The sequence below is a fragment of the Stenotrophomonas sp. KH_029 genome (genome assembly GCF_057839765.1).
The window spans coordinates 1685819-1704677 of record NZ_CM174498.1; the positions used below are offsets into that span (position 1 = coordinate 1685819).

At 66.9% G+C, this 18859-nt stretch carries 21 protein-coding genes, 1 other RNA gene and 1 pseudogene; 13 read left to right on the top strand and 10 right to left on the bottom strand.

The window, feature by feature from the left end:
• Nucleotides 1-293: 293 nt before the first annotated feature.
• The gene (locus AC3ITM_RS07830; protein WP_489269649.1) at nt 294-1316 is read right to left on the bottom strand and encodes a LysR family transcriptional regulator; all 1023 of its coding nucleotides are present in this window, start codon (nt 1314-1316) and stop codon (nt 294-296) included.
• Between the two features lie 211 nt (nt 1317-1527).
• Here AC3ITM_RS07830 and AC3ITM_RS07835 point away from each other — a divergent pair, with 211 nt between their 5' ends.
• The 6 genes from AC3ITM_RS07835 to AC3ITM_RS07860 all read left to right on the top strand — a co-directional run bounded on the left by AC3ITM_RS07835 (nt 1528) and on the right by AC3ITM_RS07860 (nt 9235).
• The gene (locus AC3ITM_RS07835; protein WP_489269651.1) at nt 1528-1692 is read left to right on the top strand and encodes a hypothetical protein; all 165 of its coding nucleotides are present in this window, start codon (nt 1528-1530) and stop codon (nt 1690-1692) included.
• On the top strand, nt 1689-2462 hold the full coding sequence (locus AC3ITM_RS07840; RefSeq protein ID WP_489269653.1) for an SDR family NAD(P)-dependent oxidoreductase: 774 nt from the start codon (nt 1689-1691) through the stop codon (nt 2460-2462). The genes AC3ITM_RS07835 and AC3ITM_RS07840 overlap by 4 nt, the downstream gene beginning before the upstream one ends.
• Nucleotides 2463-2553: 91 nt before the next feature.
• The gene (locus tag AC3ITM_RS07845; RefSeq protein WP_489269655.1) at nt 2554-3771 is read left to right on the top strand and encodes an efflux RND transporter periplasmic adaptor subunit; all 1218 of its coding nucleotides are present in this window, start codon (nt 2554-2556) and stop codon (nt 3769-3771) included.
• Nucleotides 3772-3877: 106 nt separating this feature from the next.
• Nucleotides 3878-7048: an efflux RND transporter permease subunit gene (locus AC3ITM_RS07850; RefSeq protein ID WP_489269657.1), complete on the top strand. Its 3171-nt coding sequence runs from the start codon at nt 3878-3880 to the stop codon at nt 7046-7048.
• A 25-nt stretch (nt 7049-7073) separates the two neighbouring features.
• On the top strand, nt 7074-7811 hold the full coding sequence (locus tag AC3ITM_RS07855; protein ID WP_489269659.1) for an SDR family oxidoreductase: 738 nt from the start codon (nt 7074-7076) through the stop codon (nt 7809-7811).
• Complete coding sequence (locus tag AC3ITM_RS07860) at nt 7805-9235, top strand: efflux transporter outer membrane subunit (RefSeq protein WP_489269661.1); 1431 nt, start codon at nt 7805-7807, stop codon at nt 9233-9235. The genes AC3ITM_RS07855 and AC3ITM_RS07860 overlap by 7 nt, the downstream gene beginning before the upstream one ends.
• A gap of 165 nt (nt 9236-9400) precedes the next feature.
• On the opposite strand, the gene AC3ITM_RS07865 is transcribed toward AC3ITM_RS07860, so the two are convergent.
• Nucleotides 9401-9784 (bottom strand): VOC family protein, encoded by a 384-nt coding sequence (locus AC3ITM_RS07865; protein WP_489269663.1) that lies wholly within the window; start codon nt 9782-9784, stop codon nt 9401-9403.
• 79 nt (nt 9785-9863) lie between these two features.
• Nucleotides 9864-10730, bottom strand: a complete 867-nt coding sequence (locus AC3ITM_RS07870) for an endonuclease/exonuclease/phosphatase family protein (protein ID WP_489269665.1) — start codon at nt 10728-10730, stop codon at nt 9864-9866.
• 287 nt (nt 10731-11017) lie between these two features.
• On the opposite strand from AC3ITM_RS07870, the gene AC3ITM_RS07875 reads away from it, so the two are divergent.
• Nucleotides 11018-11554 (top strand): GNAT family N-acetyltransferase, encoded by a 537-nt coding sequence (locus tag AC3ITM_RS07875; protein WP_489269667.1) that lies wholly within the window; start codon nt 11018-11020, stop codon nt 11552-11554.
• A gap of 86 nt (nt 11555-11640) precedes the next feature.
• Nucleotides 11641-11952, top strand: a complete 312-nt coding sequence (locus AC3ITM_RS07880) for a hypothetical protein (RefSeq protein ID WP_489269669.1) — start codon at nt 11641-11643, stop codon at nt 11950-11952.
• Between the two features lie 204 nt (nt 11953-12156).
• Here the strand turns inward: AC3ITM_RS07880 and AC3ITM_RS07885 are convergent.
• Nucleotides 12157-12333, bottom strand: a pseudogene (locus tag AC3ITM_RS07885) (helix-turn-helix transcriptional regulator); the annotation flags it as partial.
• Nucleotides 12334-12441: 108 nt separating this feature from the next.
• Here AC3ITM_RS07885 and AC3ITM_RS07890 point away from each other — a divergent pair.
• Entirely contained in the window at nt 12442-12864 is a 423-nt protein-coding gene (locus AC3ITM_RS07890) for a hypothetical protein (protein ID WP_489269671.1), read from the top strand.
• A gap of 391 nt (nt 12865-13255) precedes the next feature.
• Here the strand turns inward: AC3ITM_RS07890 and ssrA are convergent.
• The 3 genes from ssrA to AC3ITM_RS07905 form a co-directional block, all read right to left on the bottom strand.
• Nucleotides 13256-13658, bottom strand: a transfer-messenger RNA (tmRNA) gene (ssrA, locus tag AC3ITM_RS07895).
• Nucleotides 13659-13897: 239 nt separating this feature from the next.
• The gene (locus AC3ITM_RS07900; protein ID WP_489269673.1) at nt 13898-14254 is read right to left on the bottom strand and encodes a hypothetical protein; all 357 of its coding nucleotides are present in this window, start codon (nt 14252-14254) and stop codon (nt 13898-13900) included.
• 93 nt (nt 14255-14347) lie between these two features.
• Nucleotides 14348-15274 carry a LysR family transcriptional regulator gene (locus AC3ITM_RS07905; RefSeq protein WP_489269675.1) on the bottom strand — a complete coding sequence of 309 codons (927 nt, stop codon included), beginning with the start codon at nt 15272-15274 and terminating at the stop codon, nt 14348-14350.
• Between the two features lie 117 nt (nt 15275-15391).
• Here AC3ITM_RS07905 and AC3ITM_RS07910 point away from each other — a divergent pair, with 117 nt between their 5' ends.
• A complete protein-coding gene (locus AC3ITM_RS07910) occupies nt 15392-16072 on the top strand; it encodes an isochorismatase family protein (protein ID WP_489269677.1) in 681 nt (226 codons plus the stop codon).
• 90 nt (nt 16073-16162) lie between these two features.
• On the opposite strand, the gene AC3ITM_RS07915 is transcribed toward AC3ITM_RS07910, so the two are convergent.
• Together AC3ITM_RS07915 and smpB are read right to left on the bottom strand one after the other, a co-directional pair.
• On the bottom strand, nt 16163-16588 hold the full coding sequence (locus tag AC3ITM_RS07915) for a GNAT family N-acetyltransferase (protein WP_489269679.1): 426 nt from the start codon (nt 16586-16588) through the stop codon (nt 16163-16165).
• Nucleotides 16588-17091, bottom strand: a complete 504-nt coding sequence (gene smpB / locus AC3ITM_RS07920; RefSeq protein ID WP_228885229.1) for an SsrA-binding protein SmpB — start codon at nt 17089-17091, stop codon at nt 16588-16590. The genes AC3ITM_RS07915 and smpB overlap by 1 nt, the downstream gene beginning before the upstream one ends.
• 61 nt (nt 17092-17152) lie before the next feature.
• Between smpB and AC3ITM_RS07925 the strand changes: the two genes are divergently transcribed.
• Together AC3ITM_RS07925 and AC3ITM_RS07930 are read left to right on the top strand one after the other, a co-directional pair.
• The gene (locus AC3ITM_RS07925; RefSeq protein ID WP_489269681.1) at nt 17153-17581 is read left to right on the top strand and encodes a type II toxin-antitoxin system RatA family toxin; all 429 of its coding nucleotides are present in this window, start codon (nt 17153-17155) and stop codon (nt 17579-17581) included.
• Nucleotides 17582-17584: 3 nt separating this feature from the next.
• The gene (locus AC3ITM_RS07930; protein ID WP_489269683.1) at nt 17585-17842 is read left to right on the top strand and encodes an RnfH family protein; all 258 of its coding nucleotides are present in this window, start codon (nt 17585-17587) and stop codon (nt 17840-17842) included.
• Nucleotides 17843-17859: 17 nt separating this feature from the next.
• Here the strand turns inward: AC3ITM_RS07930 and AC3ITM_RS07935 are convergent, their stop codons facing one another.
• A complete protein-coding gene (locus AC3ITM_RS07935; protein WP_489269685.1) occupies nt 17860-18255 on the bottom strand; it encodes an outer membrane protein assembly factor BamE in 396 nt (131 codons plus the stop codon).
• A gap of 103 nt (nt 18256-18358) precedes the next feature.
• Here AC3ITM_RS07935 and fur point away from each other — a divergent pair, with 103 nt between their 5' ends.
• Nucleotides 18359-18766, top strand: a complete 408-nt coding sequence (fur, locus tag AC3ITM_RS07940) for a ferric iron uptake transcriptional regulator (protein WP_228885224.1) — start codon at nt 18359-18361, stop codon at nt 18764-18766.
• Nucleotides 18767-18859: the final 93 nt, after the last annotated feature.

The window sequence follows — 18859 nt, forward strand, 5'->3', positions numbered from 1 at the left end:
GTCGCCTCCAATGCGTCCGGCCGGGGTGGCCGGGTCGAGTGGGGGCGAACGTAACGCCGCGCTGACCGTGGAAATACGGCGGGGTTCATCGATGCTGCGCACAACGTGACACGGTTGGGAAAAGTGCGTGACCCAATCATGCAAGGCGTGATGAAGATCGCAGTCGACGATGTCGCATACCTGCAATGGATGCGTTGCACCATCGTGCCGTGTGCGACACGCCGCGCCGAATCAGCCAACAACGACACGGCCGCCCGAAGGCGGCCGTGTCATCGCGGCACCGTGTGCGGCTGTCAGCCGGCGGTCACCGTCTCCAGGATCCGCTTGCCGGCCGCCTGCATTTCCGCTTCCGCCTGGCTGTTCTGCTGCTTGGCGAACTTCGCATTCGGGCACTGCGCCAGCATGTAGTTGGCGTCGAAGTCGAGCTTGGCCACCAGGAAGTCGACGAAGGCGCGCACCTTCGGCGAGACCAGCCGGCCGCCGGCGAACACCGCGTTGAAATCCACTTCCGGGCCGGTCCAGCCGGCCAGCACGCGGCGCACCATGCCCGATTCGACGAACGGCTTGGCCATCACATCGCCGGTCAGCAGCAGGCCTTCGCCGCACACCAGGGCACCGTTCAACGCAGACGGATCGTTGGCCACCAGCAACGGGTTGACCGGGAAATCGCGCAGCTCGCCGCCGTTTTCGCCCAGTTGCCAGAAGAAACGGTTGTTGTTGAGGTTGCGCGCCTTGCGCATGGCCAGGATGCGGTGGAACTGCAGCTCATCGGGGTGCAGCGGTTCGCCGTAGCGTTCGATGTAGGCCGGGCTGGCGAACACCTGGGTACGCAGGCTACCCAGCTTGCGCGCCACCAGGTTGGAGTCGGGCAGGGTGCCCACGCGCAGGGCCAGGTCGGCTTCGCCGGCGATCAGGTCCAGCTTCTCGTTGCCCAGGTGCATGTCCAGCTGGATTTCCGGGTACTGCGCATGGAACTCGCCCAGCAACGGTGCGATCCAGGTGATGCCGATCGAATAGGGCACGGTGAAACGCAGCCAGCCGCGCGGGCCGGACTGCAGCTGGTTGACCGCGCCTTCGGCTTCTTCCAGTTCGCGCGCGATGCGCTGGCAATGCTCGTGGTAGACCGAACCGGCCTCGGTCAGGCCCAGCCGGCGGGTGGTCCGGTGCAGCAGGCGGGCGCCAAGCCGGGTTTCCAGTTCCTGCACCTTGCGGCTGACCGTGGTCTTGGGCAGGCCGAGCGCATTGGCGGCGGCGATGAAGCTGCCTTGCTCGACCACTTTGACGAAGATCAGCGTGTCGTTGAGATCGTGGGCCATGACGGAGTCCGATGTCGGGGGAGGGGGAGCGGTAGGGTGCCCGAAAGATTGTGCCGGGGACGGGACGATTATTCCCCTTAATCAGGACTAATCAAGTGGGAGTTTGAGGACTAATCTGGCGCCATTCCCGAATTGAAGGACGACAACCATGTGGTTGCGGAACATTCTTGGCCGTGTACTCAGCGGCCGCAAAGCCCCTCTGGACCTGGCCATGACCGTAGAGAAGCGTGCTCCGCGCTTCTCCCACAAGGCTTTTGGTGAGTTCACCCCGCCCGCCAACCTGCAGCGCGGCGGCAGCCTGCGCCTGGGTGCCCGCCATGGTGATCGACTGGGTCGGATTGGGATTATCCCGGCGACGGGAGTGAAAGTCCCATGAGTGGGATGCTGGCCCCGGAGGTACTGGTGCTGGGCGGCACCGGCGCCGTCGGCCAGGGCATCGTGGCCGCCCTGCTGGAGGCCGGCAGCCCGGTACTGGTGGTCGGCCGCGACCCCGCGCGGCTGGCCGCCCTGCAGGACCAGTTCGCCGATGAGCCGGGCTTGGAAACCCTGCTCGGCTCGCTCGGCGACGATGGTTCGGCGCGTACCGTGGCCGAACGCCTGCTGCTGCGCCGGCGCACGCTGGCGGCGGTGGTCGATGCGATGGGCGGGCCGTACAACCGTGGCCGGGTCACCGACCGCAGCGGCGATGCGCTGCTGCAGGCGCTGCAGGCCGACGTGATGCCGCACGTGCATGCCGGCCGCCATCTGCTGCCGTTGTTGCGCGCGGGCAAGCAGGCGCGCCGTTACGTGCTGGTCGGCGGCCCGGCCGGCTACAAGCCGTGGGCCGGCCACGGCGAGTCGTCCATCACCATGTCCACCACGCGCATGTACGCGCAGGTGCTGCACCAGGAAGCGCAGGCGCTGGGCGTGCGCGCGCAGATGCTGGAAGTGTGCAACCCGGTGTGCACCCCGGCCAATGCGGCCAATGCCTGCATCGAATGGCCCAGCGCGCTGCTGGTCGGGCGCCGCGTGGTTTCGCTGCTGGACAACTGTACGGACAACCGCGCCATCGTGCGCTGCGACGCGCGCGATGCCGAACTGCCGCGCGGGCTGCTGCACCTGGACTGGCCTCCCCCGATGTCGCGCGATACCGCCGGCGCTGCTTGACCTCTACCAAGGTTCAGGTCGCAGGCTATGCGCCCGGTTCCTCCCCCCCTTTCGTTTTCGTCTCACCACCCCTTCCGTATGGATGCATGTCATGACCTCTAACAACCCCACCCCGCACCGCTTCACCCGACGACTGGCCATGGCCAGCGTGTCCATCCTCGCCGCCGCCGTGCTGGCCGCCTGCAGTGGCGGCCACGCCGAGGAAGCCGGCATGCCGCCGCCGCCGCAGGTCAGTGCCGCCCCGGTGCTGATCAAGCCGGTCAGCCAGTGGGACGATTTCAGCGGCCGCGTTGAAGCGGTGGAGAGCGTCGAGCTGCGCCCGCGCGTGTCCGGCTATATCGACAAGGTCAACTACGTCGAAGGCGACGAAGTGAAGAAGGGCGACGTGCTGTTCACCATCGACGCGCGCAGCTACCAGGCCGAGTACGACCGCGCCCGCGCCGAGCTGGCCCGCGCCCGCACTCAGTCCGCGCTGGCGCGCAGCGAGTCCGAGCGCGCCAAGAAGCTGTCCGATCAGCAGGCCATCTCCACCGAAACCTGGGAGCAGCGCCGCGCCGCGGCCGACCAGGCCGGTGCCGGTGTGCAGGCCGCGCAGGCCGCGCTGGATGCGGCCGCGCTGAACCTGGAGTTCACCAAGGTACGTGCGCCGATCAGTGGCCGCGCCGGCCGGGCGATGGTCACCGCCGGCAACCTGGTCACCGCCGGCGACAGCGCCAGCGTGCTGACCACGCTGGTGTCGCTGGACAAGGTGTTTGTCTACTTCGATGCCGACGAGGGCACCTTCCTGCGCTATGCGCAGATGGCGCGCAACGGCGAACGCCCGAGCGAGCGCGACAGCGACCTGCCGGTGAAGGTAGGCCTGTCCGGCGAAGCGGGCTTCCCGCACGAAGGCAAGGTCGACTTCCTGGACAACCAGGTCACCCGCAGCACCGGCACCATCCGCGTCCGCGCGCTGCTGGACAACGCCGACCGCGCCTTCACCCCGGGCCTGTTCGCACGCGTGCAGCTGCTCGGCAGCGGCCAGTTCCAGGCCATGCTGATCGACGAGAAGGCCGTGCTGACCGACCAGGACCGCAAGTTCGTCTACGTGGTCGGCAAGGACGGCAAGGCCGAACGCCGCGACGTGCAGCTTGGCCGCAACGCCGAGGGCCTGCGCATCGTCGAGCAGGGTTTGAAGGCCGGCGACCGGGTGATCATCGACGGCGTGCAGAAAGTCTTCATGCCCGGCATGCCCGTCCAGGCCAAGGCGGTCCCGATGCAGCCGGCCGCCGGCACCGTTGCCCCGAAAGCCACCGCCGCACTGAACTGATCTTCCCTCGCTGACGCCCCGTGCGGGGCTGCCTGTCTCCGCTGTCGCCTGCGACAGCGGCAGGGGCCCTGCACGCCGGTGTCGGCGAACACCCAGGAATCCACCCATGGACTTTTCCCGTTTTTTCATTGACAGGCCGATCTTCGCGGCGGTGCTGTCGATCGTGATCTTCGCCGCCGGCCTGATCGCGATCCCCATGCTGCCGATCAGCGAGTACCCCGAAGTGGTGCCGCCGTCGGTGGTGGTGCGCACGGTGTACCCCGGCGCCAACCCCAAGGTGATCGCCGAAACCGTGGCCACGCCACTGGAAGAGGCGATCAACGGCGTGGAGGACATGATGTACATCAAGTCCGTCGCCGGCTCCGACGGCGTGCTGCAGATGACCGTGACCTTCCGCCCGGGCACCGACCCGGACGAAGCCGCGGTCAAGGTGCAGAACCGCGTCGCCCAGGCGCAGGCGCGCCTGCCCGAGGACGTGCGCCGCCAGGGTGTGTCCACCCAGAAGCAGTCGCCGACCTTCCTGATGGTGGTCCACCTGACCTCGCCGGACGGCAAGTACGACTCGCTGTACCTGCGCAACTATGCCCGCCTGCACGTCAAGGATGCACTGGCACGCCTGCAGGGCGTGGGCGATGCGCAGATGTTCGGCGGCGGCGACTACGCCATGCGCGCCTGGCTGGACCCGGACAAGATCGCCGCGCGCGGCCTGACCGCCAGCGACGTGGTGCGTGCGATGCGCGAGCAGAACGTGCAGGTCTCGGCCGGCCAGCTCGGCGCCGAACCGATGCCCAGCAGCGACTTCCTGACCCTGATCAACGCGCAGGGTCGCCTGCGCAGCGAGCAGGAATTCCGCGACATCGTGCTCAAGGCCGGTGACGATGGTGAAGTGGTGCGCCTGTCCGATGTCGCCCGCCTGGAACTGGGCGCCGGTGACTACACGCTGCGTTCGCAGCTGGACGGCAAGAACGCGGTCGGTATCGGTATCTTCCAGGCCCCGGGCGCCAACGCGCTGGAAATCCGCGACTCGGTCATCCACACCATGGATGAGCTGACCAAGCAGTTCCCGGCCGGCGTGAAGTACGAGGCGGTGTACGACACCACCATCTTCGTGCGCGACTCGGTCAAGGCCGTGGTCTCCACCCTGCTGGAAGCCATCGCGCTGGTGGTGCTGGTGGTGATCCTGTTCCTGCAGACCTGGCGCGCCTCGATCATTCCGTTGATCGCCGTGCCGGTGTCCATCGTCGGTACGTTCGCGGCGTTGTACGTGCTGGGCTTCTCGATCAACACCCTGACCCTGTTCGGGCTGGTGCTGGCGATCGGCATCGTGGTCGATGACGCGATCGTGGTGGTGGAAAACGTCGAGCGCAACATCGAAGAAGGCCTGACCCCGCTGGCTGCGGCCCATCAGGCGATGCGTGAAGTGTCCGGGCCGATCGTGGCGATCGCGCTGGTGCTGTGCGCGGTGTTCGTGCCGATGGCGTTCCTGTCGGGCGTGACCGGTGCGTTCTACAAGCAGTTCGCCGTCACCATTGCGATCTCGACCGTGATCTCGGCGATCAATTCGCTGACCCTGTCGCCGGCCCTGGCCGCGCGCCTGCTCAAGCCGCACGGTGCGCCGAAGGATGGCCTGACCCGCGTGATCGATCGGCTGTTCGGCTGGATCTTCCGTCCGTTCAACCGCTTCTTCAAGTCCAGCTCGGAGAAGTACGAAGGTGGCGTGTCGAAGATCCTCGGCCGTCGTGGCGCGGTATTCGTGGTGTACGCCGGCCTGCTGCTGGCCACCGGCCTGATGTTCAAGGCGGTGCCGGCCGGTTTCATCCCGACCCAGGACAAGCTGTACCTGATCGCCGGTGTGAAGCTGCCGGAAGGCTCCTCGATCGCGCGTACCGATGCCATGCTGGCCAAGGTCGCCGAGATCGCGCGCAACACCGATGGCGTGGCGCACACGATCCAGTTCCCCGGCTTGAACGCACTGCAGTTCACCAACACGCCCAACACCGGTGTGGCCTTCGTTCCGCTCAAGCCGTTCAGTGAGCGCAAGGGCCGTACCGCCGCGCAGATCAATGCCGAAATCAACGCCAAGATCGCCGGGCTGCAGGAGGGCTTCGCGTTCTCCATGATGCCGCCGCCGATCCTCGGCCTGGGCAACGGCAACGGCTACCAGATGTTCATCCAGGACCGCGGCAATCTCGGCTACGGCGCGCTGCAGACGGCGGTGAGCACGATGCAGGGTGCGGTCGCGCAGACCCCGGGCATGGCCTTCCCGATCACCAGCTACCAGGCCAACGTGCCGCAGCTGGATGCCGAAGTGGACCGGGTCAAGGCCAAGGCCCAGGGCGTGGAACTGACCGAGTTGTTCGACACGCTGCAGACCTACCTGGGTTCGGCGTACGTGAACGACTTCAACCAGTTCGGTCGTACCTGGCAGGTGATCGCCCAGGCCGACGGCCAGTTCCGCGACAGCGTGGAAGACATCAGCCGCCTGCGTACCCGCAACAACCGCGGCGAGATGGTGCCGATCGGCTCGATGGTGACCGTGAAGGAAACCTACGGCCCGGACCCGGTGCTGCGCTTCAACGGTTACCCGGCGGCCGACCTGGCCGGCGAAGCCGATCCGCGCATGCTGTCCTCGGCCGAGGCCATGGCCAAGCTGACCGACATCGCCGGCAAGGTATTGCCGGTGGGCATGACCACCGAGTGGACCGACCTGAGCTACCAGCAGGCCACCCAGGGCAAGGCCGCCTTCATCGTGTTCCCGGTGGCCATCCTGCTGGCGTTCCTGGTGCTGGCCGCGCTGTATGAAAGCTGGTCGCTGCCGCTGGCGGTGATCCTGATCGTACCGATGACCCTGCTGTCTGCGCTGTTCGGCGTGTGGGCCACCGGCGGCGACAACAACGTGTTCGTGCAGGTCGGCCTGGTGGTGCTGATGGGCCTGGCATGCAAGAACGCGATCCTGATCGTCGAGTTCGCCCGCGAGCTGGAAATGGGCGGCAAGGGGATCGTGGAAGCCGCGCTGGAAGCCTGCCGCCTGCGTCTGCGCCCGATCGTGATGACCTCCATCGCCTTCATCGCCGGCACCATTCCGCTGGTGCTCTCGCATGGCGCCGGTGCGGAAGTCCGCTCGGTGACCGGTATCACGGTGTTCGCCGGCATGCTGGGCGTCACCCTGTTCGGCCTGTTCCTGACCCCGGTGTTCTACGTGGCCCTGCGCAAGTTCGTCAGCCGTAATGGCGGCGGGCAGCTGGTGACCCACGGCGAGCCGACCATCCACCATTGATCGCTTCCCCCGCGAGGTTTTTTACATGAATACCGCTACCCAAAAGATCGCACTGGTCACCGGTGCCACCCGCGGCATCGGCCTGGAAACGGTGCGCCAGCTGGCCCAGGCCGGCGTGCACACCCTGCTGGCCGGGCGCAAGCGTGATGTGGCCGTGGCCGAAGCACTGAAGCTGCAGGCCGAAGGCCTGCCGGTCGAGGCGATCCAGCTCGACGTGGGCGATGCGGCCAGCATTGCCGCCGCCGTGCAGACCGTGACCGAGCGTCACGGCCGCCTGGACATCCTGGTCAACAATGCCGGCATCCTGCTCGACGACATCAAGCTGGCGCCGTCGGCGCAGACCCTGCAGACCTGGCGCGACACCTTCGACACCAACGTGTTCGCAGTGATCGCCGTGACCCAGGCCTTCCTGCCGCTGGTCAACGCCTCGCCGGCCGGCCGCATCGTCAACGTGTCCAGCATCCTCGGCTCGCTGACACTGCACAGCCAACCGGGTTCGCCGATCTACGGCTTCGCGGTGCCGGCCTACAACGCCTCCAAGAGCGCGGTGAACGCCTGGACCGTGCAGCTGGCCTATGAGCTGCGCGAGAGCACCACCAAGGTCAACACCGTGCATCCGGGCTACGTCAAAACCGACATGAACGGTGGCGAGGGTGAGATCGAAATCAGCGAAGGCGCGCGTTCCAGCGTCGGCATGGCGCTGATCGATGCCGACGGCCCCAACGGCAGCTTCACCTACCTCGGCGAGGTGCTGCCATGGTGATCCGCCTGTTGACCGCAGCGGTGACCAGCGCGCTGCTGGCCGGCTGCGTCAGCGTCGGCCCCAACTACCAGGCGCCACCGGCCACCCCGGTGAGCCTGCAGGGCGCCGCCGCGCCGGTGTTCAGCACCACTTCGCCGGTGGCCAGCTGGTGGGCGCAGTTCGACGACCCGGTGCTGGAACAGCTGGTGCACGACGCACTGGGCGAAAACCTGGACCTGCGCATTGCGATGGCCCGCGTGCGTGAAGCGCGCGCGGTGTTCGTCGAACAGCGCCTGGACCAGTTGCCGCACGTGACCAGTGGCGGCAGCTACGACCGCCGCAAACAGCCCGATGCCACCGCCGGTGGCGAACGGATCTTCAGCGCAACCTACCAGCTCGGCTTCGATGCCGGCTGGGAGCTGGACCTGTTCGGCCGCCAGCGCCGCGCCGCCGAAGCGGCGCGTGCCGACCTGGGTGCCGAGCAGGACAACCTGGCCGATGCACAGGTCACCGTGGCGGCCGAAGTGGCGCGCAACTACTTCGAACTGCGCGGTACCCAGAAGCGCATCGACGTGGCCAAGCGCACCCTGGTCAATCTGCGTGACACCCAGCGGCTGACCGAAGCGCGCTGGGAACTGGGTGCCGGCAGCGAACTGGACGTGCAGAGCAGCCGCGCACGCCTGAAGGCGATCGAGGCGGACATCCCGCTGCTGGAAGTGGCTGAAGTGCAGTCGCGGCATCGCCTGGCGGTCTTGCTGGGGCAGCGTCCGGATGCGCTGGATGCACTGCTGCAGCCGCGTGAAGTACCGGCCTATGCCAAGCAGCTGCCGTTGGGCGACACCACCGACCTGCTGCGTCAGCGGGCCGATGTGCGCAGTGCCGAACGTCGCCTGGCCGCGGCGACCGCCCGGGTGGGCGTGGCCACCGCCGATCTGTTCCCGCGGATCAGCCTGACCGGTTTCGTCGGCTTCCTGTCCGGCGATGCCAGCGGACTGGTCAACGGCGCCAACAAGGCCTGGTCGGTGACCCCGTCGATCAGCTGGGCCGCGTTCGACTTCGGCACCGTCAAGGCGCGCCTGCGTGCCAGCAAGGCGCAGGCCGACGGCGCGGCGGCCGAGTACGAAAAGGCGGTGCTGCTGGCGCTGGAAGATACCGAGAACGCGCTGACCCGTTACGCCAAGCAGCAGGCACGACTAGGCATTGTTGCCGAGCAGGCGCAGGCCGCGCGGCGTGCCGAACAGCTGGCGCAGATCCGCTACCGCGAGGGCTCGGAAGACTTCCTGACCCTGCTCGACGCCCAGCGCACCCAGCTGGCCGCCGATGACGCCCTGGCGGCGGCCGAATCCACGGTCAACGTCAGTGTGGTCGGGGTATACAAGGCGCTGGGCGGTTGGGGCCAGCAGCAGGATGCAGCGCCCCCGGCAGTGGCCGGGACGCTTCGGTAAAAAAACCTGCGGGGGCGCGTGTCGCCCCCGCATGGCATGGCCGGCGCTGGGCATTGGCCTGATCGACGTCGCCGGTTGCCGGCCTTGCGGCCCGCGCCTACCAGATGCGATCAGCACGGGCGCCGTGCGGTCGGTCGATCCATTGCGCAACCGCGACGGCCTGTGTCATTCCCAGAGGTTGGTGGCTGCATGCCCGTCCTCATCGCCCATGCGCACGATGCAGAAGCGGTGCCCGGTGGGCGCTTCCATCACCCACCAGCGTTTGACGAAGCCGATCCGGCGCGCGCCCAGCTTCTCCAGCCGGTCGGCCTCGGCATCGATATCGTCGCTTTCGATATCCAGGTGCACGCGCGAGGCGTGCGCCACGCGCTGCACTTCCACGTTCAGGCCGGCCGGTGCGCCTTCCAGGTCGGCATATTCGGCGCCGTCCTCGCGATACGCCGGCTGCGCCCGGTAACCCAGCGCCGCCGACCAGAAGGCGGCGGCCGCATCGGCGGGGGTGTCCTGGCAATCGATGATGAATCCGGCAAGCCGGCTGCGGTGGGCCATGGCGGGGGGGCTCCAGGGAAGGGGCGGATGTGCTGTATCGCACCCCCGGCATCCATGCGGTGTGATGCGCCCGCCGGATTCAGCGCGTGGCCGCTGCCGGGAAGCGCAGCTCGGCCTGCACCGGGTAATGATCCGACGGCAGCACGCCGCCGGGCGTGTCGTCCAGCGTGCGGAAACGGTCCACCGTGAAACCGCGCACCAGGATCCAGTCCAGCTCCACCGTGGGCGTGCCGCTGAAGTTGTGGAAGGTCAGCCGCGGGCCATCGACCTTGCCGGCCAGCCGGCGCGCATCGCCCAGCGCGGCGGTGAAGGTGGCATAGGTGTCGCTGCCCGGTTCGGTATTGAAATCGCCGGTGAGCACCACCGGGATGTCGGCGGGCAGTTCGCCCAGCCGTTCGGCGATCAACTTGGCCGCCCGCACGCGGCGCGGCTCGTCCTCCTGCCGGTAGGGCAGGTGGGTATTGAACAGATAGAAACGCCGGCCATCGGCCTGGCGCTGGAACAGCGCCCAGCTGACCATGCGCGGCATCAGGTTGCCCCAGGTGATGCTGCCGGCCACCTCGGGCGTATCGGACAGCCAGAAATCGCCGGATTCGACCACGCGCAGCTGCGCGCTGTCGTAAAACACGCCCATGTGCTCATCGCCGCTGCCGCCGCGCCGGCCTTGGCCGAACCAGCGATAGCCGGGCAGCTGCTCGACCAGGTAGTCGGCCTGCTTTTCCACCAGTTCCTGGGTGCCGAACACGGCCGGGTGCTGCTCGCGCAGCAGCGAGACCATCGCCTCGCGGCGGTCTTCCCAGCGCCGGCCCGGCTCGGTGTCCACCGGCGTGCGTACATTGAAGGACATCACCCGCAGCGGGGCGGACGTCTCGGCCGGCGCCGCGCCTGCCGGCAACGACAGGGCCAGCAGCGCCAGCAGCGCGGTACCACGAAAACCAGGCAACATTGGAATCCCTCCATTCCATGACAGTGTTTTTCGAAGGGTCGCATGGAATACGGCACGACGGAATTGCCGGCGTTGGCCGATCGCCGTCGGTGGGTGCAGAGTTTGACCGCTGCCTCAGTTCAGCGCCGGCGCGCGTAATGCCACCGTCATCGCCCGTCGCCCCGGCCGGACGCATGGCAAGCAGGCGCAGGAATGGCATCGTGGCGCGGATCGCGCCATCAGCGCTTGCGCCGCGTCGTCGGCCCGGTCTTCAATGGCGGTTCTTGCCCACCCGGGAACTGCCAGGCATGAGCGTCCATCCCCTTCCATCGTCCGGCCACGCCGAGGTGCGCCTGCGCCCGCTGCTGCGCAGCGATGCCGATGCCTGGTTCGCCTGCCTGTCGCGGCCCGGCCTGCTCGAGCACACCAGCTGGCAGCTGGCATCGGTGGCCGACCTGGCCCCGATCTTCGACGCATTGGAAGCGCCGGCCCCCGCAACGCAGATCCGCCTGGCCATCGTCGACGCGGCCGGCGCACTGGTGGGCAGCATCGGCTTCCACAGCATCCATGCGCAGCACGGCAGTGCCGAAATCGCCTACGAACTGGTGCCCGAATACCAGGGGCGCGGCATTGCCAGCGCGGTCTGCCGGCAGGTCTGCGCCTGGGGCTTTTCCAGCTTCGGCTGGCAGCGCATCCAGGCCTGCGTGCTGGACACCAACGCGGCGTCGGCCGCGGTACTGCGCCGTTGCGAATTCGAGCATGAAGGGCGCCTGCGCCGGCTGCGCCGCGTGGCCGGGCGGCCGCGCGACTTCGACGTATATGCGCGACTGGCAGCGGACGAGTAGGGGAGCGCGTCGGTGGGCGCGGCAGCGGTCTGGCCGAACCAGGCAGGGTATCCTTGGCAGTTCCCCTTGAACGACAGGCATACCGCATGGATTACCAGCTTGTAATCAAGTTCTGGCGCGGCTCGCTGGACGACGAGGCATTCCTGGCCACGCTGGAGGCCGAACTCAGCACCGCCCTGGGCAGTACGGCGACGCTGGACGGCTATGACGTCAGCGCCAAGGAGATCAACCTGTTCATGTTCACCGCCGAACCTCGTCCGACCTTCCGGCGCACCAAGGACGTGCTCGAACGGCTCGGTGTACTGCGCAGCGTGTCCGCCGCGTACCGGCTGGTCGGCGGCGCGCAGTTCACCTCGGTATGGCCGCTGCGCATGGCGCGGAAGTTCACCCTGCCGTGAGCGGGGCACAAAAAAGGCCGGGGCCCGAGGGTTCCAGCCTTTGATGTACCGTCGAAACGGTGATGTGGTGGAGGTGGGCTCTACTTGGTTGGTCCGGTTAACCCTTATGCCGCAAGGGGTGGCGTGTTTTGGCCTGGCGCTGTACCCCCCAGCCGTACCCCCATTTTCCGCTTCATGGTCCCGCTCCGAAACGCGCTCCGAAATCCAGGCCTCGACCTCTGATTCGACCCACCGAACCGACGACCCGAGGGTGACCGGTTTGGGGAAGGTTCCGGCCGAAATGCGCGAATAGAGGGTCGATTTCGACAGGCCGACTCGGTTCTGGACCTCGCTTCTGCGGAGCAGGCGGCGCGGGGCGAGCGGTTGCACGTTGCTGGTCATCGTGTCTCCTTCGCCGCGGTGCGCGGCTGAATCGTGTGGGTACCGGGCTCACTCCTGAAGTGCGTCAGGAAACCGATAGAATTGGTGCCCAACTAAGGAGGGGACACCATGAAGGCTTCAGGGTTTCTGCTGGTTTTGTGCGCATCGCTCGCCGCGGGGTGTTCCACCGTACCCGTCGGAGAAGGGCAGGCCAAAGCAGTGCCGGCGGATCGCATCTATGCGCCGCAGTTCTTGGAGGCATCGCCGGAACAATCGGCTACGGTGGTCATCGCCCGTGACAAGGGCTTGTCCGGCTCCGGCTGCTCGCACGCTATTTCCGTAAACAATCAGAAGGTGCTTGCGCTGCGCCAAGCTGAGACGGCGACCCTGCATCTCCCACCAGGCGCTTACTTCATCAAGCTGGAGACGGGTGGCGGGCTCTGCCCGAACATTTCGACATCCCAGAATTTGACCCTGGCCGCCGGCGAACGCCAGGTCTATCGGGTGCTACTGCCTTCCGACGGAAGCCTTCGGCTCACCCGCGAGCAGTAGGGGCAAGGCGGGAACGTCCCGCCTCGCTCGCTTAGGCCACGCGCTCCAGATGCTGGATCAAATAGACGCGGCCGCCAATGATGGCCTCGTCTGCCAGGCGGAATGGGGGATAGACACCTGGTCGGAACTGCGCGCCCAGATCCCGTCTGGCTGTGCCTGAAGAGCCTTGATCTGGTGTACATACCAAGTGTTGATCAGGTAGAGCCCGTCACCGACGAACTCCTTGCATCCCGTATCGACCATGCCCATGGCAGGGCTGATGCCCCTGGATATACCCTCAGCATCTCATGGGCTGCAACGGAACAGGCCGGGCAACCCCGGACAACAAAAAAGCCGGAACCCCTTGTGACGGGAGGTTCCGGCTTTCTGTGGCCCTTGTGGGACCGTCTAATGGTGGAGGTGGGCGGAATTGAACCGCCGTCCGAAGGCACTCCATCCCCGGTACTACATGCTTAGCTCACCGTTGGATCTCATCCTGTGGCAGCACGGTGTGCAAAGCGCACCCCAGGACCAGCCTGCTTTAGTTAAGTCGTGACTGACAGGCAGCCATCACAACCGGTTCCGTGATAATGACCCTACATCTACGAGCACGGGCACAAGTAGGTTCGGGGGTTCGCCTTAGGCGGCTGTAGAACTAAACGCTAAAGCTGTTTTTAGGCAGCGATTGCGAAGTCGTTCGAACCGTAGTTGTCGTCGTTGGCAACTAAAAGTTTGCTGCTGGATTAACGAGGAAAGCTGCCCCCTCGGCATGCACCAAGTAACTTCACAACCCCCGTCGAAACCAATGCACCCCCGGTTTCTTCAAGAACCGCAAGCCGTCTGGCGACCCAGACGCTACTTGACGGGGACGATGCTACTCCAATCCAGCTGAACAGTCACCTGCGCTACGGGGCCGATACCGGATTTGGCCGGGGTGATCACCAGGGCTGCGGTAACCGTCGCTGCGGCCTAGGGCATCCGGCGAGGGCAGGGCATCCGACCATGGGTCGGACCTACAGGCGCCGGCTGTTCCAGGCCGGCGTCACCCCGCCGCTTACCTGCCTTCGCGCTGGCGCTTGCTGTCGGCCTGGTGCTTGGCCTTCAGCTTGCGCTGGTGGTTCTGCTCGTTGCGCTGGGTCATGGCCTGCTTGCGTGCTTCGGGCTGTACCTTCACCGCCAGTGCGTCGATGCGGGCGACCAGGCGGCGATGTTCCAGGGTATCGAAGGTCTGGTTTTCCGAGGCATCGCGCTTGGCGTTGCGCGCCAGGTAGGTCAGTACCTTGAGCAGGGCGGCCGGATCCATCGCACGGGTCAGTTCGGCGAAGATCGATTCGTAGGCGGCGATATCGGCCTGGAGCTCGGCGATCGGATCGGCGCTCGCGGCGGTGTCCTGGGTAATTTCCTGTGTCACGCAACGCTCCAGACGGTTAATAGGCGGGGATTCTGACACCGATCGGCGCCGCTGGCGCAGTTGGTCTGCGCGGCGTGTGCGCCGGGCCCGCGCTCAATCCTCCTGCAACTGCTCAAAACGCAGGGCCAGGTAGTCGATCAGGGCGCGCACGGCCGGCAGCAGGCCGCGCCGCGACGGGAACACCGCATGCACGATGCCGTGGGGCGGCTCCCAATCCGGCAGCAGGCGCACCAGCCGGCCGTCGGCCAGTTCGTCGCAGACCATCATGGTCGGCAGCATCAGGATGCCGACCCCGGCCACCGCCGCAGCGCGCAGCGCGATCATGTCGTCGCTGACCAGGCGCGGCACGTGGTTGACCTGGGCGGCCGCGCCGTCGGCGCCGTTGAGCCGCCAGACATGCAGCTGCTGGGCGGCGCTGAGGTCCACGCTGGGAAAGCGCGCCAGGTCGGCTGGCACGGTAGGGGCGGGATGGTCGGCGAACAGCGCCGGGCTGGCGGCGATGCACCAGCGCCGGGTAGCCAGCGGGCGCACCACCAGGTCGCTGTCCTCCAGCGGCGGCGGGCGCACCCGGATGGCGATGTCCAGGCCCTCGCCGATCACATCGACGCGGCGGTTGGTGGCCTCCAGCTGCAGCGACACCTTGGGGTGCTCGGCCAGGAAGTCGGCCAGCATCACCCCCATGCGCGCGTGCAGGATCGCCACCGGCACGGCGATGCGTACCGTGCCGCGCGGCTCGGCACGCGACAGTGCGATCGTCTCTTCGGCCGCTTCGGCCTGGATCAGCATCGCCTTGCAGTGGGCGTAGTAGTCCTGGCCGACCTCGGTGACCGAAAAACGGCGGGTCGAACGCTGGATCAGGCGCACGCCCAGTCGTTCTTCGAGCAGGGCGATGCGCCGGCTGAGCTTGGACTTGGGCATGCCCAGGGCGCGCCCGGCCGGGGCGAAGCCGCCGTGCTCGACCACATGGGCGTAGTAGGACAAGTCGTTGAGGTCGATCATCGCCGGGCCGCCATCGTTCATCAGGTGGGACGCTGAGGATAAATCCTGCGGTCTACCGGGTCCATCGTTGCATGGATACCTTGAACCCCGTCGCCCGGCCTTCGCCGCCGACCCTTCTCTCACCTACAGGACATCGCCATGAGCACCCCGGCCAATTTCAACGGCGCCACCCCGGTCATCGACCCGGCCAACGCCGCCCTGCTGCTGATCGACCACCAGAGCGGCCTGTTCCAGACCGTCAAGGACATGCCGATGACCACCCTGCGTGCCCATGCCGGCGCGTTGGCGACGATGGCCACCCTGACCGGCATGCCGGTGATCACCACCGCCTCGGTGCCGCAGGGCCCCAACGGCCCGCTGATCGCCGAGATCCACGCCAATGCGCCGCACGCGCAGTACGTGGCCCGGCGCGGTGAAATCAATGCCTGGGACAACCCGGCGTTCGTCGCCGCGGTGAAGGCTACCGGCCGCCGCCAGCTGATCATCGCCGGCACCATCACCAGCGTGTGCATGGCGTTTCCGTCGATCGCCGCGGTGGCCGACGGCTACCAGGTGTTCGCGGTGATCGATGCATCGGGCACGTATTCGAAGATGGCCCAGGAAATCACCCTGGCGCGCGTGGTGCAGGCCGGCGTGGTGCCGATGGACACCGCCGCGGTGGCTTCGGAGCTGCAGAAGACCTGGCATCGTGAGGACGCCGCGCAATGGGCGCAGATCTATACGCAGATCTTCCCGGACTACCAGCTGCTGATCGAAAGCCATGCCAAGGCGCAGGAGGTGGCGTTGAACCACGAAGCGCTGGATTCGCAGCGCGCCTGAGGTGGCGGCCGTGCCCGCCGGGACGGCGTGCGGGCACGGCGGCGATGCGCTCTTTGGCGGTGCCCGGCCCGGCGAGGCGATGCCGGGCGGTTACAGCCGCTTGCGCAGGTACAGGCGCTGGTGGCCGGGTGGGAACTCCTCCAGCCGGCCGAACACGGCATAGCCGCGCTTGAGGTAGAAGCCCTCGGCCTGCCAGGAAAACGTATCGAGCATGGCCGAATGGGCGCCCAGCGTGCGCGCCTGCTGCTCGGCATCGGCCAGCAACGCCTGGCCCAGACCGCGGCCGCGTTGGCTGTGGTGCACCCACAGGGCGTGGACCATCAGCCAGCCGCCGTAGACATCGGCCACCAGGCCGGCACAGGGCTGGCCGTGCGCATCGCGTACCACCCGGTTCACCGGCTGGTCGTCCAGGGCGTCGCCGCAGGCGTCGCGATTGAACGCCAGCAGCCCGGCCAATACTGCCGCCGTGTCGTCGGCGCCGGCTACGTCGATGCGCGGCGGGGTGCTGCCGGGCATCAGGCGTCGCGGTTGTGGCGGCGCATGGTGCGCGACTTTTCGCGGGCCCAGTCGCGGTCCTTTTCGGCATCGCGCTTGTCGTGGGTCTGCTTGCCCTTGGCCAGCGCGATTTCCAGCTTGATCTTGTTCTTGCTCCAGTACATCGCGGTGGGCACGATGGTGTAGCCGTCGCGCTGGACCCTGCCGATCAGCTTGTCGATCTCGCTGCGGTGCAGGAGCAGCTTGCGCTCGCGCCGATCGTTGGCCACCACGTGGGTGGAGGCCTGGATCAGCGGGGTGATCTGCGCACCGATCAGGTAGATCTCGCCATCACGCACGTAGGCGTATGCATCGACGATGTTGCCGCGCCCGGCGCGGATCGACTTGACCTCCCAGCCCTGCAGGGCCAGGCCGGCTTCGAAACGGTCCTCGATGTGGTACTCGTGGCGGGCACGCTTGTTGAGCGCGATGGTTTTGTTGGCCGTCGCGTTCTTTGCTTTATCCTTGCCGCTGTTCTTGCTCATTTCCGTATTGTCTCTGATTTGGGCCTCCCCGGTCGATTCATCAGCACACTAGTCCTGCCGTATGCCAACTATCCGCCGTAGCGCCCTGGTCGAACATTCGGCTGCCCGCATGTTCGACCTGGTCAATGATATTGACGCCTATCCGCGCCGGTTCCGCTGGTGCTCGGCCGCGCAGATCCTTGAATCGGGCCAGGACCGCCTGGTGGCGCGCCTGGACCTGGGGCTGGGCGCGTTCTCTACCTGGTTCATGACCGAAAACACCTTGCAGCGCCCCAGCAGCATCGATATGCAGCTGCGCGACGGGCCGTTCAAGCGCCTGCACGGGCGCTGGGAATTCCATGCGCTGGCCGAGGAAGCCTGCAAGGTCACCCTGACCCTGGAATTCGAGCCCAGCTCGCGCCTGCTCGGGCCGGCGCTGGCGCTGGGTTTCCAGGGCTTGGCCGACCGCATGGTCAATGATTTCGTCCGCGTCGCCGATGCGCAGGACTGAGCGGTGATCCAGGTCGAGGTGCTGCTGGCCTGGCCGGACCGGGTGGCGTCACGCCAGCTGTCGCTGGTGCCCGGTGCCACGGTAGCCCAGGCCATTGCCGCCGCCGCGATCGAGGGCAGTGCGCAGTGCCCGGCGGTGGCCGTGCACGGGGTGCTGGCCCCGTCGACCCAATTGCTGCGCGATGGCGACCGGGTGGAACTGCTGCGGCCATTGCTGGCCGACCCCAAGGACAACCGCCGCCGGCGCGCCCGCGGCAGCTGACCCCGGGCCGTGCCGCCTCAGCGGCCGCCGCGCTTCTTCTTGTCCTTGGCCAGGTTGCGGCCGAACTGGCGCACGCTGCTCTTGGCAAGTTCGGCGTCCTGGTTCGGGAAGTACTCGCCTTCCCAGCGGGTGACCAGGTCGTTCTCGAAGTAGACCGTGAAGTTCTTTACTTCGGTCTTGCCCAGGCGGTTGACCCGCTCGCTGGCGGTGTAGTCCCAGCGCTGGGCGTGGAACGGGTCCGGGATCGACGGCGTGCCGAGCAGGGCGTTGACCTGCTGCTTGCTCTGGCCGGCCTGCAGCTGGCCGACGGTCTGCTCCCGGATCAGGTTGCCCTGATAGATGGGTTGCTTGTAAATGATGCCGCAGCCTGTGGTGGACAGGGCAACGGCGGCGACCAGCAGGAGATTGCGCATCGGGAATGGCGTTTTGGGAAATCCAGTCGATGATACACTCCCGCCGTGTCGCCGCGACCCAATCCGAGGCAGCTGGCGCTAAATCGCCAATGAACGGAGAACTATGGAAACCCACGACCTGCGCAAAGTCGGCCTGAAGGTGACCCATCCGCGGATGCGGATCCTGGCGCTGCTCGAACAGCGCACCGCCCACCACCACATGACCGCCGAAGACATCTACCGCCAGCTGCTCGAGCACGGTGACGAGATCGGCCTGGCCACGGTGTACCGGGTGCTGACCCAGTTCGAGGCGGCTGGCCTTGTGCTCAAGCACAACTTCGAAGGCGGCCAGGCCGTTTACGAACTGGACCGCGGCGGCCACCACGACCATATGGTCGATGTGGACAACGGCAAGATCATCGAGTTCGAAAGCCACGAGATCGAAGAGCTGCAGCGCAAGATCGCCGCCGATCATGGCTACGAACTGGAAGAGCATTCGCTGGTGCTGTACGTGCGCAAGAAGCGCAAGTAAGGGCGTAGCCGGTCGCAGGACCGGCCTGGGCCACGCCGGCTGCAGATCAACAACCCCCGGGTCCTGGCCCGGGGGTTTTTTTGTGGATGCGAA